Origin of the sequence: Sphingomonas sp. 4RDLI-65 (assembly GCF_049472435.1) — a bacterium.
Classification (GTDB): Bacteria; Pseudomonadota; Alphaproteobacteria; order Sphingomonadales; family Sphingomonadaceae; genus Sphingomonas.
The window spans coordinates 1-16123 of the sequence record NZ_JBCEBT010000013.1; the positions used below are offsets into that span (position 1 = coordinate 1).

At 63.1% G+C, this 16123-nt stretch carries 14 protein-coding genes; 2 read left to right on the plus strand and 12 right to left on the minus strand.

The features are described from left to right. Positions 1-299: integrase core domain-containing protein (locus tag VH567_RS17295; protein ID WP_423327462.1), on the plus strand; the 299-nt coding region annotated here is incomplete at its 5' end. A 475-nt stretch (positions 300-774) separates the two neighbouring features. On the opposite strand, the gene VH567_RS17300 is transcribed toward VH567_RS17295, so the two are convergent. From VH567_RS17300 to VH567_RS17355, 12 genes are all read right to left on the minus strand, one after another. Continuing rightward, positions 775-1470, minus strand: a complete 696-nt coding sequence (locus tag VH567_RS17300) for a Crp/Fnr family transcriptional regulator (protein WP_423327463.1) — start codon at positions 1468-1470, stop codon at positions 775-777. A 316-nt stretch (positions 1471-1786) separates the two neighbouring features. Then, entirely contained in the window at positions 1787-2035 is a 249-nt protein-coding gene (locus VH567_RS17305) for a hypothetical protein (protein ID WP_423327464.1), read from the minus strand. Between the two features lie 98 nt (positions 2036-2133). Then, entirely contained in the window at positions 2134-2367 is a 234-nt protein-coding gene (locus VH567_RS17310; protein WP_423327465.1) for a hypothetical protein, read from the minus strand. 386 nt (positions 2368-2753) lie between these two features. After that, entirely contained in the window at positions 2754-5018 is a 2265-nt protein-coding gene (locus tag VH567_RS17315) for a glycosyltransferase family 4 protein (RefSeq protein WP_423327466.1), read from the minus strand. Then, the gene (locus VH567_RS17320) at positions 5015-6115 is read right to left on the minus strand and encodes a zinc-dependent alcohol dehydrogenase (protein ID WP_423327467.1); all 1101 of its coding nucleotides are present in this window, start codon (positions 6113-6115) and stop codon (positions 5015-5017) included. The genes VH567_RS17315 and VH567_RS17320 overlap by 4 nt, the downstream gene beginning before the upstream one ends. Continuing rightward, positions 6108-8171, minus strand: a complete 2064-nt coding sequence (locus tag VH567_RS17325; RefSeq protein WP_423327468.1) for a glycosyltransferase — start codon at positions 8169-8171, stop codon at positions 6108-6110. The genes VH567_RS17320 and VH567_RS17325 overlap by 8 nt, the downstream gene beginning before the upstream one ends. After that, entirely contained in the window at positions 8168-10369 is a 2202-nt protein-coding gene (gene glf / locus VH567_RS17330) for a UDP-galactopyranose mutase (protein ID WP_423327488.1), read from the minus strand. Before glf ends, VH567_RS17325 begins: the two co-directional genes overlap by 4 nt. 198 nt (positions 10370-10567) lie before the next feature. After that, complete coding sequence (locus VH567_RS17335; protein ID WP_423327469.1) at positions 10568-11728, minus strand: glycosyltransferase family 4 protein; 1161 nt, start codon at positions 11726-11728, stop codon at positions 10568-10570. An 88-nt stretch (positions 11729-11816) separates the two neighbouring features. Beyond that, entirely contained in the window at positions 11817-12602 is a 786-nt protein-coding gene (locus VH567_RS17340) for an SDR family NAD(P)-dependent oxidoreductase (protein ID WP_423327470.1), read from the minus strand. A 14-nt stretch (positions 12603-12616) separates the two neighbouring features. Further along, a complete protein-coding gene (locus VH567_RS17345) occupies positions 12617-13795 on the minus strand; it encodes a zinc-dependent alcohol dehydrogenase (RefSeq protein ID WP_423327471.1) in 1179 nt (392 codons plus the stop codon). Beyond that, complete coding sequence (locus VH567_RS17350) at positions 13795-14373, minus strand: SRPBCC family protein (RefSeq protein WP_423327472.1); 579 nt, start codon at positions 14371-14373, stop codon at positions 13795-13797. The genes VH567_RS17345 and VH567_RS17350 overlap by 1 nt, the downstream gene beginning before the upstream one ends. 91 nt (positions 14374-14464) lie before the next feature. Continuing rightward, on the minus strand, positions 14465-14950 hold the full coding sequence (locus VH567_RS17355; protein ID WP_423327473.1) for a DUF4142 domain-containing protein: 486 nt from the start codon (positions 14948-14950) through the stop codon (positions 14465-14467). A gap of 629 nt (positions 14951-15579) precedes the next feature. On the opposite strand from VH567_RS17355, the gene VH567_RS17360 reads away from it, so the two are divergent. Then, entirely contained in the window at positions 15580-15978 is a 399-nt protein-coding gene (locus VH567_RS17360; protein ID WP_423327474.1) for a hypothetical protein, read from the plus strand. Positions 15979-16123 lie beyond the last annotated feature (145 nt).

Below are 16123 nucleotides of genomic sequence, written 5' to 3' on the forward strand. Positions count from 1 at the left end.
AGTTCGTCTCCCGAGACCTCGACCTGTGGGCGTACATGAGGGGTGTAATACTGGACTTCTCGCGGCCCGGCACACCGACGGACAACGCGTTCATCGAGAGCTTCAACGGCAAGTTCCGGGCGGAGTGCCTGAACCAGCACTGGTTCATGAGCCTCGACGACGCGGTCGGAAAATGCGAGACTTGGCGTAGAGACTATAACGAGGTGCGACCACATAGCGCGATCGGCAATAAGCCGCCGATATCGTTGGTGAACCCGTCAGCGGCACATGGCCCGCCGCAGCCGGGAGGAACGGGATAACGCCAGCCGGGTGGTCCAAGATCGGGTAGCAGCTCATGGACACCGAAGCTAAGTTATCAGCGGCCTGAAAACGGGGAGCAGGTCAGTACAGACCTCGCGTATGCGTTCGGGGAGCGTGCCCGTGCCCTGCCTGGCGCCCCCCCCCCGCAAAGGGAGGGCACGATCTTGTCATCCGCTATTCAGCTTAGCGAACTTGCACAGGGCGCAGACCTTCGATCCACTTTGCAGAGGGTCCGTGATCTTTTTTTGCGATGTGCGTCTGCTTTGGACAGGTTTTCGTACCTGCCAGTCCGCGGCGCGGTTTCGCTCCCACGTTAATCCGTCGCGAGGCTCGACGCACGAGCTACCAAGGCGGTCAGCCTATCCGTTTTTCCCAGCAGTTTTCCGGGCAGGCTGGCCGCTGCATCAGTAAACTTTTGTCATGTTACCGATGTGCTAGGAATTAACAGCATTTCGAGCACCTAATGCCGGCGTTCTAACAGTTAGCTTGCGGTAGGTAAAGGTAACGCGGATTATATTCCCCAGCGTCCATTAGAGCCGCCATGTTTGGCACGCTTATAAAACGACCCAGCTGCTTGATCAATTTTTCTGATTGTAGGGCTTTGAGCATGCGATTGACATGAACGGCGGTCATTCCGGTCGCATCGGCAATTTGCTCTTGGGTTAGCCGTAGTTCATATTTTCCGTCGGCGGGATGCCGCCGCAAACTTATGCAGTTTAAGTACTCACAAAGGAAGTGTGCGAGCCTCGTTCGAGCACTTCGTCGTCCCATGTTGAGCATCCATTCGCGAGCTGTCGAGGCTTCGGTAAAAGCTCTTATTAATAACGAATAGGCAACTGCCGGACGTTCAGCCGCCAAGACTCTAATTGCTGAGGCATCGAAAAAAGAGACTACGCAATCCTCGATTGAGAGAATGTCATAATCGGGAAATTCTAGAAACGCATTCTGAAAATTTAGCGCGTCGCCGGGACCGTGCAGCGATACGATTTGGCGGGCGCCTAAAAGTGTTAATTTTTGCCGGACCGCGAAGCCCCGAATGAGTATCGCGCATGTCGAAACTGACTTACCCTCCCTTCCGATATAGTCACCGGAGGTGAAGGATCGTAAGGTCATGGAAATTGAAGAAATCGCACGCTGATCCTCCAGTGAAAGGTCACCTTGTGCGCTCAACTGTCGGATTAAACATTCGTGGCTGTTTATCAATTTCGGAGCTCTCGGAATTAGTATCCGGTCGACGCGCCGGTCTCCTAATCTACATCAATATGATGACAAGAAGCGAACTGTTTGTGACGCTTGTTATCGCATTTGGCAGACCCGGCGCTGTTTAGACCGACCCGTCTAAAAGGTGGCCTTCAGGCCACGCTTACGGTGCCTCTGGCCCCCGCGCGTGAACGGCCGGCCGTAGCCGCCATGTCATATACTCGCCGACGGAGTGTGTGCTGCCGGTAACGCGCAGTCCATCGGTTTCCAGTGCACCCTTCTTGATCTATCGGCGGGGCCGGAACGGATCATCGATCAATGCCCGCAGCGCGTGGCTGTCGTACGTATGGGGACGGACCTGACGATCGGGCAGCGAGATCGAGAAGCCCTTCCGTGCATCAGACGACATGCCTGCGATTTTATTGACAACCTGATGCAAAGGTCCCTCGAATAGAATCTCTCGCGAAGGCTCGTCTGTTTCGGTGTGGCTTACTGAACGGGTCAGCGTCGCGCTCTCGTTCCACGGAATGTCCATGTCGGTTCCCCCCTCAAATTGGTTGAGGGGGGAACTGTAAGGCTGGAACGACGACGCAACAATGATCCACGGCAATACGGTTCGAACATAGTTCTAATTCAGGCCGCAACCTGCCGAAGGTCTCGAATTTCGAGCGATGTGATCGGCCGGTCCCGCCCTGCGCATTTGATGATCAAGCGCTCGGCTTCGCTAGCATCGTACTCGCTGAATGCTTCGACCATCTGCTCTAGCGACCCGCTCGCGATGGGCTTGTTCTCGTTAAGATCCCTGGCGTCGTTGTCCGCGGATTCTCGCATCAGCTTGGCGGGCATATTCCACATGGTTTTGAACACGATTTCTGGCTCCTGCCCCCAGGTGATCAGCGTAGTTGGCCCTAGGTCATCGTGGCGTCCAGCCTGCCGCCAGCAGCAATGCGCTCGCTCCACCGACTGGTGCGATGAGCTGCGCGCGGGGGCTGCGTCCTTCGTTTCTCGGGGAGATCGATCATGAGCGCCGCACTGTCGATCGCGAACTTCCCGGCTGGCGTGTAGCAATGATCCGCGAAGTAGCTCTCGCGTACGGGGCTTCCGAAGCCCAGCGTCGTGGAAGAGGCAGTCGCGCTATTTGAGCCGCTGGCGGCAGAATGCGCGATATGCCTGCCACACGGCTCAGTTCTTCGTTGCCAATCGTCATCAGGTGCCATTCACCGTTTGCTTCGCCAGTACGCACGTGCTGTTGTTCAGACGCTATCCCGACGTCCTTCGAGTGACCAAGTCCGAATGATGTCCGCAAGGGCGGCATGCGCTATACGGTTGCTCACGATCGGCGAGCAGGCGAGCAGACCGTTGGGGCAGTATCGGTCGTCGTCCCAGCCGGGATGGTCGAGGATCGGATAGAGGCATACGCCCTCGACCGGTACGCCTAGCGATTGAGCAATCTTTACCTCGCGGAGGATCATACGAAGCCAAGCAGGGCGGGCGCTGCCCTCGATACCGGTCTCGGCGATAAAAATTGGGCGGCCGTAGCGCGCGTACGAGTCGGCGAGGATCGCGTGGAGCGGCCGGCTTAGGGGGTGATCGTATGCGAGCGGTGGGCCGCCGTGGATCCACTGGTTGTTGTGGTAGAAATTGACGCCGACGATATCTAGCAGCGCTGAGTGGCCGCCGATCTGCGGCCATGCCCTCCCCGCGATCATGTCCCAGGCCTGGTATAGCGCGAGGCGGTGGCCTTCGGCGGCGGGGGCGTCGTTCGGGCGGGCGGGGTCGCTGATGACGTTGATGACCGGGTCGGCGTGAACGAACCTCGCGGCGGGGTCGATTGCGAGGATCGCTTCCATCGCGGCGATCGAGGCACGCGCGAGTTGTACCTTGAGTTCGTAGCCGCGCCCGCGTGCGAACGGGTTGAGATAGGCTGCATCGCCGCCGCCCCAGGCGAAGAACGAGATCTCGTTGACCGGGGCATAGAAGCGGGTCTCGCCGGGTGCGGCCGGGCCGATGTGGCGCGCGGCGGCTGCGGCGAAGGCGGCGAAGCGCGTGACGAAGGCGGGCGTCCAGATATCGATGTCGTCGGGCCAGCCGTAATGGAGCAGGTCCCAGATGACTTCGGTGCCGATCGCCTTGGCGGCTGCTAGCTGGCGGTCGAGGCTGGACAAGTCGTAGCGGCCGGGTTCGCGCTCGATCAGATGCCAGCGCAGGCCGTCGCGGACCGTCAGGATGCCGAGCTTGGCAAGTTCGCTGTAATCATGTGCAGCAAGGGTGTCGTGATGGCTGGCGGCGATGACGTCGACGCGCTTGCGGTCGTGCGCGCGGCGGTGCGTCGAGGATTCGAAACCGCCTTGCAGGAAGCTTCGGAAGAGGCCGGTCGGGCGAGGTAGCGGCGGTCGGTCGGATAGGACTTCGGCAAACAGGGTTTCCCAGCGGGGGACGACGGCGGCGACGGCATACTCGCTGTCGACCTTGGTGCGGAGGGCGGTGCCGAGGCGTTTTCGAAGTGCCGCGTCCTGAAGCAGTTTTGCGATCGCAGCAGCGACCGCGTGCGGGTCTTCGTGGGGCACGAACAGGCCGCTGACCCCGTCAACGATCTGTTGTTCGGAGCCGTTGTCTTGCGTTGCTATGACGGGGAGGCGTGCGGCGCCAGCTTCGGCGATAACGTGCGGCATGCCTTCGCCGCGCGAGAGCCAGACGAAGATGTTGAGCGCGGCGAGCAGGTCGGGCACGTCGTCGCGGTCGCCGAGGAAGGTCAGGGCGGTGTCGAGGCCGAGTGCATGCGCGCGGTTGCGGAGGGCGGCGGCGTATTCGGGGATGAAGGCATCGAGGCCGCCGATTACGACGAAGCGCGCGCGCGGGTGGCGAGCGTGGACGAGCGCGGCGGCTTCGATGAAATCCTCGACGCGCTTCTTCGGGTCAAGCCGGCCTAGCCAACCGATCAGCGGTACGTCTTCGGCGATGCCGAGTGTCGCACGCACGGGGGCGCGACGCGCAAGGTCGAAGGCGCGCGTGTCGACCATCGACGGGATTTCGATCGCGTGGTGTTCGCGGCCGGGCATCCGGCTCGCGGCGGCGTCGCGGATCGAGGCGCAGACGCCAACATAGCGCGCGGTGAAATGCTTCGGACCGGCGAGCGCTTCGGAGACCAAGCCGCCATGCTCTATCAATGGCGGGCGGAGGTGCATGCGTTCGAGCGCGGGATAGATGTCCGCGACGTTCTGGCACGAGACGACGACGTCGTACGCGGGTAGCTTGCTAGCGAGGTAGGCGACGGTCTCGTCGAAGCCGAGCGCGTAGGGCGTGCGGTCTACGGGGACGCCAATCGCTTCCAATTGCGCGTGCGTCTGCTCGGGCATGCCGTCTTTTCGGAAGCAGGCGACGACCTCGATCCGGTAGCGCGTCGGGTCCAGCGCCTGGGCGAGCAGTCGCACCTCCGTCTCCTCGCCGCCGACGACGAGCCAGGCGAAGACGAACAGGATGCGGATCGGGCGGGCGTCGGCAGTGAGTGCGGTACTCAATCGCCGACCTTGAAGACGATCTGGAGGAATTCGGGCCGCTCGCCGACCAGCCGTGCGATGAAGGCGGGGGCGTCGTCATAGGGCACGACGTGCGTGATGAGTTGCGCGCGGATCTCGGGGCCGCGGTCGAGCAACAGCTTCACCGTCTCGTTGGCGAGGCGGCGGCGGTCCCATTGGAAACCGAGCCCGCGCGGGACGCGGTTGATCTGCGCGCAGCGGAGGTTGAGGCCGTTGTGGTGGAACTCCTCGCCGAGCCTGAGCCGATCCGCGCCGCCCTGGTAGAAAGCGAGGTCGATCACCGTGCCCTGCGGCCTCAGCGCGCGCATCGCGGCGTGGAGGCTGGCGGCGTCGGCGCGGGTCTGGAACACGACGTCCGCACCGCGATCGTCGCCACCGTGGAGCCAGCGTGCCTTGGCATGCGCCCAGGCCTGGTCTTCGGTCATCGCGGTGATGCCGAGGCATTCGGCGCGGAGGCGGCGGAAGGGCGACGGGTCGGCGATCACGACTTCGCTCGCGCCGGCGGCTTGCGCGAATAGCGCGGTCAACATGCCGACGATGCCCGCGCCGATCACCAAAGCGGGGCGGCCGCGGATGCCGTCGCCTAGGTTTACCACGTTGGGTCCGAGCAGCTCCACGTCTGCGTAAAGAATGCCGTTGGCGGCGATCGGACCCATCTGGCCGATATAGATGCCGAGGATCGGATCGAGCTCGGGCGGGAGTTTGATCAGCAAATCGTTGAATGGATCCGCGGTGTGGCCGGTCTTGTGCCCGAACACCGTGCCGACGACGTCGCCGTTCGCGAAATCGTCGACCCGGCTGTCGCTGACGCGCGCGCATTCCATGTAGCCGAGGAACGGCACGGGATAGTGCGCGCTCGCCTCGCCGGGGACGAAGACGCCGCGGCCTGCATCCCAGCGCGAGTGAAGATACGGGTTGCTGTTCTTGACGAAGGTAAGTTCGGTCCCGGCGGAGAACCCAGTGTAGAGCAGGTCTAGGCGGACCTGGCCGTCGCCCGGAGGTGCCTCGTCATAGCCGAAGAAATAGGCCTGGCCGGGACGTTCGACGCCGAGCGAACGGACGTGGCGCCACTCAGACATGCGCGACCTCCCGTTCACGGACGTCGATCGCGCGCCCTTCGACAGCGGAGCGTTCGATCGCCAGCGCCAGGCGGAGCGTTTCGAGCGCGGCGGGGTAGGGGCAGCGGATGCGGTTTTCGCCCCCGCGGACCGCGTCGATGAAGTCGCGATCCTCCAGCACGACCGGATCGCTGCCGGTGCCGCGGACCGGACGACCGCGGCCGATGTCGATCATCACGTCGCGGTCGGTGAGTTCAATGGCAAGTCCTTCGCCGAACAGGTGCAGGCCGACGCGGTGGTTCCAGTTCAGCAGGCAGGTCGAGGCGAAGTTGGCGATCGCGCCGCTGGCGAAGGTGAGCATCGCGGTGCTGGTTGTCGCGACGTCGAGGCCGGGGAAGGCGGCGCGGTCGATGTGGGCCGACTGGCCGTAGACGCGGACGACGTCGCCAACGAGATAGCGCGCAAGATCGACGAGATGCGTCGTCTGTTCGAGCATTTGTCCGCCCGATGCGTCCTTCTTCCACCACCAGCGTGGCGGCGGCGTGGAGTCGAGCCAATAGCCCGACAGCAGGCGGGCGGGGGTCGCGGAGAGCAGCGCCTTCACCTCGTCCACCGTGTCGAGATAGCGCCAGTGATAGCCGACCGCGGTGACGAGGCCGAGCCGGTCGACCGCGGCTGCGACGTCCTCCGCGGTGCCGAGATCGAGCGCGACGGGCTTTTCGACGAAGAAGGGGAGCTTGTGCTCGATCGCGAGGCGTTCGGGTTCGCCGTGCGCGAACGGCGGCACGCAGATGTAGAGCGCGTCGAGCTCGACCGCCGCCAGCATTGCGGACGCGTCGTCGAACGCGCGCGCGCCGAAGCGGGCAGCGGCCTCCGTCGCGCGCGCCATGTCGACGTCGGCGACCGCGACGATCGCGACGTCGTCGAACTGCTCCAGCACGCCGAAATGGCGATTGGCGATACCGCCCGCGCCAATAAACCCGATCCGTGTCCGCTCCACGCCGTCTCCCTTTGTGTTTTGGTCTTGCACGGCGGCGTAGACCGCGCGCGTGTCTGCGATCATGCGATCGGCCGAGAATAGGTCCTGCTGGCGTTCGATCGACGCGCTGGCCATCGTTTTCAGGCGGTCGCGGTCAGCGAGCAACGTGACGACGGCATCGGCGAAACTGGCCGGGTCGGCGGCGGTCAGGCGACCGGTGACGCCGTCCTCGATCGCTTCGGCATTGCCGGGCGCGACGGTGGCGACGACGGGGAGGCCGGCGGCCATCGCTTCGAGCGCGACCAGCGGCAGGCCTTCGAATGCGGACGGCAGGGCTAGCAGGTCGGCGAGCGTCATCAGGTCGGCGACATCGCTGCGGGTGCCGAGCATGCGGACGGTGCCGGCTAGTCCCTTCGCGGCGATCGCGCGTGCGGTCTGGGTAAGAAGGGGGCCTTCGCCGGCGAGCAGCACGATCACCTCCGGATGTGCAGCGCGGATTGCCGGCAGCGCGTCGAGCAGGAGCGCGTGGCCCTTTTGCTCGGCGAAGCGCGCGACCATCAGGAGGACGGGGGCATTGCCGACGCCCCATTCGCTGCGGAGGGCTTCGCGCGAGCGCGAGGGTTTGTGCGCGCCGACGCCGTTGTGGATCGTTGCGATGAGGGCGGGATCGATACCGGCTGCGCGGTGGCTGTCACCGACCGCGTCCGAGACGCAGATCAGGCGTGCGAGCGCGGCCGAGGTGTCGCGGTGCTCGTCGCGCTGCGCGGGGTCGGTGAGGAGGTAGGGGAGGTGTTCGGTGCGGATAACCGGAACGCCGGCGGCGTGCACGGCGCGGACGGCTGCATGGCCTTCCCAGCCGATGCCGGCATGAACGTGGACGATGTCGGGCGCGGCGCGGTCGAGCCAGCGCGCGAGGCCTGCATCGTCGTCGAGCGCTTTCACCGCATAACCCTTGGCGGCGGCGTGTTCGAGCAGGCCGGTGCCGGGACGCGCGGCGAGGACGATCTCGTCTCCGCCCAATCCTTCGGCGAGCGTCATCATGTGCGCGCCGACGCCGGACGGGGCAATGCTGTCGGTCAGCAGGCAGATACGGGTCATTCGGCGGCCATCACGGGGGTTTCGAGGACGGCAGATTTCGCGACCATGCGGCGATAGGTAGCGAGCGCCTGGCCGACGACCTGGTCCATATTGTAGTAGCGATACGTCGCGAGCCGGCCGACGAAGGTCACGCCTTCCTCCGCGTCGGCGAGTGCCTCGTAGCGTTTAAACAGCGCCTGGTTTTCGGGGCGGGGGATCGGGTAATACGGGTCACCCTCCGCGCTCGGGAATTCGTAGCTGATGCTGGTCTTCGCATGGAGCTGGCCGGTGAGGTGCTTGTATTCCGTGATGCGCGTCTGCGGCACGGCCTCATCCGGATAGTTGACGACCGCGACCGGCTGGAACTGCCCGACGTCGTGCGTCTCGTGCCGGAACTGGAGGCTGCGATAGGGAAGCTTGCCGAAGCGGAAGTCGAAATATTCGTCGATCGGGCCGGTAAAGACGATGTGGTCGACGTCGACGCGGTCGATCACGTCGCGGTATTCCACGCCGAGATCGAGCGTGATGCCGGGGTGATCGAGCATCGCCTCGAACATCCGGGTGTAGCCGTTCGCCGGCATCGCCTGGAACTTGTCGGTGAAATAGCGGTCGTCGGTCGAGGTGCGGGTCGGCACGCGCGCGGTGACGGCGCGGTCGAGTTCGGATGGGTCGAGGCCCCATTGTTTCCGCGTGTAGCCGCGGAAGAACGTCTCGTAGAGATCGCGGCCGACCGCGGCGACGACGACGTCCTCGGAGGTGCGGATGTCCTCGACCGATTCCGCGCGGCTGGCGAGGAAGGCGGCGGCGTCCGGGTCGTTCTCGAGCGACAAGCCGTAGAGTTCGTTGAGCGTGGTGCGGTTGATCGGCATCGGGACGAGCTTGTCGTCGACGCTGGCGAGCACGCGGTGTTCGTACGGGCGCCATGCGGTGAAGCGCGACAGATAGTCGAACACGTCCGCGGAATTGGTGTGGAAGATGTGCGGGCCGTAGCGGTGGATAAGCACGCCCGCCGCGTCATGCTCGTCATAGGCGTTGCCGCCGATGTGCGGGCGGCGGTCGACGACGAGGACGCGCTGGCCCCTGTCCGCTGCGAGCCGCTCGGCTAGGACCGCGCCGGCGAACCCCGCGCCGACGATCAGCGTGTCGTAGCGTTCGCGCTTCGGGGCGGCGCGGAAGGTGCGTTTCGCGTGGAGGACGCGGTCGATCTCGGTGGCCATGGCGGTTTGCGTGCGGTCCCAGGATTGCTCAGCGAGAAGGCGATCGGCTTCGTCGCGCCATGCGCCTTCGCGAGGAAGCGCGAGCGCGGCCTCGCACGCCGCGACGAACGCGGGTGCGTCGGCGGCGATCGCGACCGCCGCTGCGTCACCGTAGTGGCGGATCACGTCGACGATCGGCGTCGAGACGACGGGCAGGCCGCCGGCGAGATATTCGGGCGTCTTGGTCGGGCTGATGAAGCGCGTCGCGGCGTTGATCGCGAACGGCATCAGCGCGACGTCCCAGCCCGAGAGATAGGCGGGGAGTTCGTTGTAGCCGCGGCCGCCGAGCCAGTGGATGTTGGCGCGGCGTGGCAGGTGCGCGGGGTCGATCTTCACGACCGGGCCGATCATCACGAACGACCAGTAGGGCCGCTCAGCGGCGACCGCGTCGAGCAATGCGAGATCGATGCGTTCGTCGATGACGCCGAAGAAGCCGAGTTTCTGGCCGGAGATATGGCGCTGGTCTTCGGGTTCAATGTTGCCAGTGCGCGCTTGGGCGAAGTGTGCGACGTCGACGGCGGAAGGAAAGGCGTGGACGTCGCGGTGACGGCCGCGCTTGAACTCGTAGAGGCTGTAGCCGCCGGTGAAGACAAGGTCGGCGCGCGTGAGCAGCCTGGCTTCGCGGTCGAGCAAGGCGGGGTCGGCGAAGCGGAACGCGGACAGTTCGTCCATGCAGTCGTAGACGACCGCGGCGGCGTCCAGATGCTCGGCGAACGGGAGCATCATCGGCGTGTAGAACCAGAGGACGGGCTTGGCGCGAATGCTCGTCGCGACCAGCATGTCGAGCAGCAGCCGCAACCCCGCCTCAACCTGCTCGGCGTTCCACCAATGCGGGAGGCGGGGACGCAACGCGATCACGTTATCGGCGGGAAACGGGTGGTGCTCGAGGAAGGGCAGCGGGTGATCGCAGGAGATGTGTTCTTCCCAGACGAACACGCTCTGACTTTGCGCGAACCGTTTCATCAGATGTTGCGGGCGCTGCGTGACGAAATCCCAGCGGAGATGCGAGAAGCAGATCAACGGCGGCGGGGCGGCATCGTCGGACTTCGAGGGCGTGAGAATAGGTCCGGTACCGTGCACGCTCTTCCAATCCGCAAATCCGCGGTTATCCGCGTTGTCGATCGAACCTAAGCCCACACCTCAAACCTGACTATGTAAATGTCATTGCTTTGCATCATGTATTTGCTGGATAATTGCCCTCAAACGCACAATGCTATGCTGCCATGTCCAACGTTCCAACACGGCCTGGCGGGGCCGAAATTCTTCGTAGGTTTTGCGCATTGTAAGAATTGCATCGGCAAACCCGTTCGTCGAAGCCGTCATGCCGGTCTCGGGCAGGATGAACTGCAATCCGCAGCGTAATTCGGCGTTGGCGAGTACGGGCAGGCCAGCGAGCATGTATTCGGTGAGGATCGCCGGCGCGCCGTCGTCGATGCCGCAGACGACGCCGAACCTGGCGTGGTTCATCAGGCGGTTGACCTCTTCGATAGGCACGCCGGGCGGTCCCACAAATTCGATCGAGAGGTTCTGGTCTCGCGCGCGGCGGCGAAGTGCGTCGGCATCCTCGCCGTATCCGAACACGCAGAGCGCGCGGACGTCGCGTGGAAGTTGCGCTAGGGCGTCGAACAGGATGTCATGGCGCTTATAGGGTTGCGCGGCGGCGACATAGATCAGGTCGACATCCTTGGGCGTGTCGAGCGGACGAAACTGGTCGGCCGCGGCGAATTCGGGACCGACCGGCAGGATCGCGGTGCGCATGCCGGGGTGGCGAGCCTCGACTTCGTCCGACTGCCACTGCGCGCCGGTCAGGACGAGATCGAAATGCTCGCTGACTTGCCGAGGTACGCGCAGCGATGGCGCGTCGATCGAATTGTAGAGAATGACGCTGTTCGCGCAGAGTTCGAGCAGGTCGGGCGCGACACCCAAGCCGAACACAACGAGGATATGCGGCGCGCCGAACGCTTCGATGAACGCATTCATCTGCGACGAGGAAAAGGGGGCATGCTCGTCGTCGATCCGGAAGGCGCGGCGCGCCAGAACCGCGTTGTTCCTGCGGAATGGAGGCTCGTCCTCGCCGCGCCAGTGATGCCAGATCTCGGCTTGATCGACGATGCCGGCAGCGACCAGCGCGAGGGGTAGTCGCTCCAGATACCCGCCCGTCACGTCAATGGGGACGAGATCGCCGATCCACGGCTGGCTTTCCGGAGTGGTCGCGTGTGTTGGCAGCATGGCAGATGACGGGCGATCGTATCCAGGATGTTGGCCATCGACCCAGTCGCTGATGACGACGACCGATCGCCGAGCCGTCAACGGTGCCGCCATCTGTAATTTCCCCCTCATCGACGTGGTGCCCAATCCTATCGAGGCTGGGCACCACCGAGCATTGCAAGACCGTTTAGCGATCCGCCGATCAGTCCTTGGCGCTGCCCGGCTCGGCCATCTTCCGATGCTGTTCGGCGAGCACCGAGCCCGGGATGACGTTGGCGAGCACGCCCTGGACCTTCGTCATGAAGCCCGAGAAGACCGACGCCTTCCCGCTCATCAGCGCATCCCAGCCGTCCTTGGCGACGTCGGCCGGATCGCGCTTGTTCGGATCCGCGCCGACCGACGTGTCGTTCATGTCCGCGCGGTCGAAGAATTCGGTGTCGACCGGCCCCGGCATCAGCGTCGTCAGCGTGACGCCATCCGCGTCCTTGATCTCGTTGCGCAGTGCCTCGGTGAAGCTGTCGATAAACGCCTTCGAGCCGTTGTAGACCGCCTGGAACGCGCCGGGGATGTAGCCTGCGACCGACCCGGTCACGAGCACCTTGCCGTCGTTACGCGCGACCATCGCCGGCATCACCTTCTGGATCAGGTACAGCGTACCGGTGATGTTGGTGTCGATCACGTTGCGCCAGTCGTCGACCGTCTGGTCAAGAAAACCGTGGCCGAGGCCGTGGCCGGCATTGGCACACAACACATCGATCTTCCGCCCGCCCGTCGCGGCGAGCAGCGCGTCGACGCCCTCGATCGTCGACAGGTCCGCCTCGACCGCGGCGACATCGGTGCCGAACTGCTTGAAGTCGGCGGCAGCGGACTGGATCAGCGCTTCGTTGGCGACGACGAGGATGTCGTAACCATCCTTTGCCGCGAGCGTGGCGAGTTCGAAACCGATGCCCGTCGAGGCGCCGGTGATAATTGCGAATTTATCGGCCATGTCGTCAAATCCTCTCAATTGAACCCAGGCTTGAGCACGACCTTGGTCACTTCGTTCTGGTTGTTCTTGAACATGTCGTAGCCCTTGGGGGCGTCCTCCAGGTCCATCCGGTGCGAGATCAGGAAGGTCGTGTCGATCTTGCCCTCCATGATAGCGTTGAGCAGCGCGGGCATGTAATGCTGGACGTGCGTCTGGCCGGTCTTGAGCGTCAGCCCCTTCTCCATCAGCGCACCGAGCGGGAACTTGTCGATGAAGCCGCCATAGACGGCCGGCATCGACACGCGCCCGCCCTTGCGACACGCGATGATCGCCTGGCGGATCGAATGCGCGCGGTCGGTGCCGAGGAAGGTCGACGCCTTGATCTGGTCGAGCACGTTGTCGACGAAGAAGCCGTGTGCCTCCAGCCCGACGCTGTCGATCACCGCATCGGGGCCGATCCCGCCGGTCATCACCATCAACGCCTCGTAGACCGCGCTTTCCTCGTAATTGATCGTCTCCGCGCCGAACTTCTTGGCGAGGTCGAGGCGATGCGGGAAATGGTCGATCGCGATGACGCGCTCGGCGCCCATCAGGAACGCCGACTGCACCGCGAACAGCCCGACCGGCCCGCAACCCCAGACCGCGACGGTGTCACCCGGCTCGATCTGCGCGTTTTCCGCCGCCATCCAACCGGTCGGGAGGATGTCCGATAGGAACAGCACCTTCTCGTCCTCGACGCCGTCGGGAATGACGATCGGGCCGACGTCGCTGAACGGCACACGGACATATTCCGCCTGGCCGCCCGCATAGCCCCCCGTCATGTGGCTATAGCCGAACAGGCCGGCCATCGGCTGGCCATAGAGCTCCTGCGCGATGTCCTGATTGTCGGCGGGCAGGCCGTTGTCGCATGCGGAATATTGATGCTTACCGCAGTGATAACAGCTGCCGCACGCGATCGTGAACGGCACGACGACCTTCTGGCCCTTCTTCAGCGTCGACTTCACGCCGACCTCGACGACTTCGCCCATGAATTCGTGACCGAGGATGTCGCCCGCCTGCATCGTCGGGATATAGCCGTCGTACAAATGCAAGTCGGAGCCGCAGATCGCAGTCGCGGTGACCTTGATGATGCAGTCGCGGGGGTTAACGATTTCGGGGTCGTCGACCGTGTCGACGCGGACGTCGTGCTTACCGTGCCATGCCAGAGCGCGCATCAGGCCATCTCCCCTTCGCGTTGCTTGCGGTTCATCGCTGCGGTCGCGATTTCGCCGGTTTCCATCAATTGCTTGAAACGGCGCAGGTCCCGGCGCGCCTGTATCGCGGGTTCGCGCTGGAACATCTTGGCGATTAGTTTGCCAACGATGCTGCCCGGTAGATCATAGATGATCGTCGCGACGACGACCGTTCCGCGCGCACCCGCATCACGAAACTCCACGCGACCGCTATTAGCAACGTCAGCGCCACGCTCGGAGGTCCATGCGAGCAAGCGATCCGCCTTTTCGTCGGTGATGACGGCATCCCACTCAACCGTCTTGCCCGCCGGGGCCTTCACCACCCAGTGCGACCGCGCATCGTCGAGCTTATCGATCCGTTCGACATTCTCCATGAACGTTGGCAGGTTCGTGAAGTCTCGGAAATATGCGAACACCTCGGCGACGGGCCGGTTGATCGTCACAGCGCGAGCAACGATGGAGTCGCCCTTGCGCTCGGGGATGTTACTCGCGGCGAGCGGATCGCCGTGTTTCCACGTGCTCGGCGGTGCGTCGTCGCCATGGTCATTGGTGTCATTCACGTCGAATCTCCTTCGGTTTCGACCAGCGCCAGGTCTCACACGCAACGTGGGCCGGCGTGCAGGTGCGGTAGCTGGCCGCCGCGCGTTTGGGTCACATCGACGACAGTTCGCCGATATGGGTCTGCAAGGCCGGCGCGATCGAAGCCGCGGTCGACTTGAGCGGTGCCGCCGTTCCGGTCTGCGCATAGGTCTGGTGCAGCATCAGCGCGCGCTGATGCGCGCCCTTCTGCTGTTCAACGTACAACCGGTCGCGCGCACTCCCGGTGGTTGCGCGCAAGGCCGCGACGTTCTTGGTGCCCATCGCATCGAGCTTGGGCGGCGCGGGATGCAGGCCGGCGCGCGTCGCGGCAGCCTTCACATCCGCGGTTGACTTGGTATGGTCGGCGACCATCATCGTCGCGAACGATCGCAATTTTGCGTTCTTTGTCGATGCGAGCACCAAACGGCTAGACTGGATTTCATATTGATCGCCGGCCCCTGCCTTCATTACGTAGGTCGGGGCGTCCATTGGCGCCTGTGCGAAAGCTGCGACGGCTGGCAGTGCGATCATGGCTGCGAGCGTAAGAAGCTTAGTCATGACATTCTCCTGAGAATGCTGCGGCATGTACGACCCACAGCTGCAAGTCGAACAGGCACGAGCAGGCAATGTTCCAGCCGCCCGGACCATCTCAATCTGGATCAACTCGTTTGATATCTCGGCACTGCGCGGTGCGAATAACAAGATCTAGTAACTTGGGCGGGGTGGGGGCGTCGGGCCGATCGTCCCAGCACGTTGGCCGTGCTGTTCGATGCTTCAACTTGTCGTTCGAGAGCAGACGCTATGTCGTCCCCTCTGCTTTCACCGAAGTATCGGTCAACCGAGGGCATCGTTGCAGTGGCTACAACATACGTTGGTTTCCCAGAATGACACATTTTTAAGGGGGTTTAACCTAGCTACTGCCGTGGCGTCGATGCTAGCCATATCACACTTCCGCGAAAATCCGCTGCGCGAGTCGAGGGTGAAATGATGGATAAAATGGAACCACGTGCGTTCGCCGGGCAGCTTGAGGGTATGATCGCGTTCGCAGACGCTCAGCAGGAATTCGTTCTCGGCGCTTGGCTTTCACAGGCGCTCAGCCGAATAAATGAGATCGTTGAAATGTCACAGGACTTGCCTTCCGCTACGGAATAGGTTCGTTATCGCAGCCAACGAGCTGGGAGTGATACATGAAGGGTAACGAGGAGGCCGCGCAGCTTGCTAGCGCAATCCTTTCATTCCGCCGTTACCGTGCGCGAGCTTTGTCATCCGATATCTTTGGGGAGCCCGCGTGGGAGCTGCTGCTAGAGGTTTTTGTCGCTGACGCCGAAGGTGCCCCGATAACCGGCAGGATCGCCGCAGAGCGAAGTGAGACGCCAGCAAACGTAATGTCTCGTTGGCTTAGGCATCTGTCAGTCGTAGGTCTGATTATCGGTGACGGCGATGGCAACTTAGACGACGAGCTAACGCTATCAGGTTCGGGCATGGCGGCAATAGAGGAAGTGTTGTTGCAAGCGCGTTTCCTAAAAGACCGTATGGTATCAGCGGTTAATGTCAACAATCAGACCGGTGGCTTTGATATCAGATAAATTCAGTGGTTTGGATGTGCCGAATGTTGAATGAGATAGACGAACGATCTCAGTCTTCGATTAATTGTAAAGTCGAGCAGTTATTGTAAATCAGATGAAGTGCGTACTAAAAAAATGATAGATCCTGCCAAACTTTTGGTGAGTT

Coding starts and splice junctions, on each gene's coding strand:
- VH567_RS17305 (WP_423327464.1), bottom strand. CDS start 2,035: ATGGACATTCCGTGGAACGAGAGCGCGACGCTGACCCGTTCAGTAAGC.
- VH567_RS17335 (WP_423327469.1), bottom strand. CDS start 11,728: ATGGCGGCACCGTTGACGGCTCGGCGATCGGTCGTCGTCATCAGCGAC.
- glf (WP_423327488.1), bottom strand. CDS start 10,369: ATGAAACGGTTCGCGCAAAGTCAGAGCGTGTTCGTCTGGGAAGAACAC.
- VH567_RS17360 (WP_423327474.1), top strand. CDS start 15,580: ATGAAGGGTAACGAGGAGGCCGCGCAGCTTGCTAGCGCAATCCTTTCA.
- VH567_RS17355 (WP_423327473.1), bottom strand. CDS start 14,950: ATGACTAAGCTTCTTACGCTCGCAGCCATGATCGCACTGCCAGCCGTC.
- VH567_RS17320 (WP_423327467.1), bottom strand. CDS start 6,115: ATGTCTGAGTGGCGCCACGTCCGTTCGCTCGGCGTCGAACGTCCCGGC.
- VH567_RS17325 (WP_423327468.1), bottom strand. CDS start 8,171: ATGACCCGTATCTGCCTGCTGACCGACAGCATTGCCCCGTCCGGCGTC.
- VH567_RS17340 (WP_423327470.1), bottom strand. CDS start 12,602: ATGGCCGATAAATTCGCAATTATCACCGGCGCCTCGACGGGCATCGGT.
- VH567_RS17345 (WP_423327471.1), bottom strand. CDS start 13,795: ATGCGCGCTCTGGCATGGCACGGTAAGCACGACGTCCGCGTCGACACG.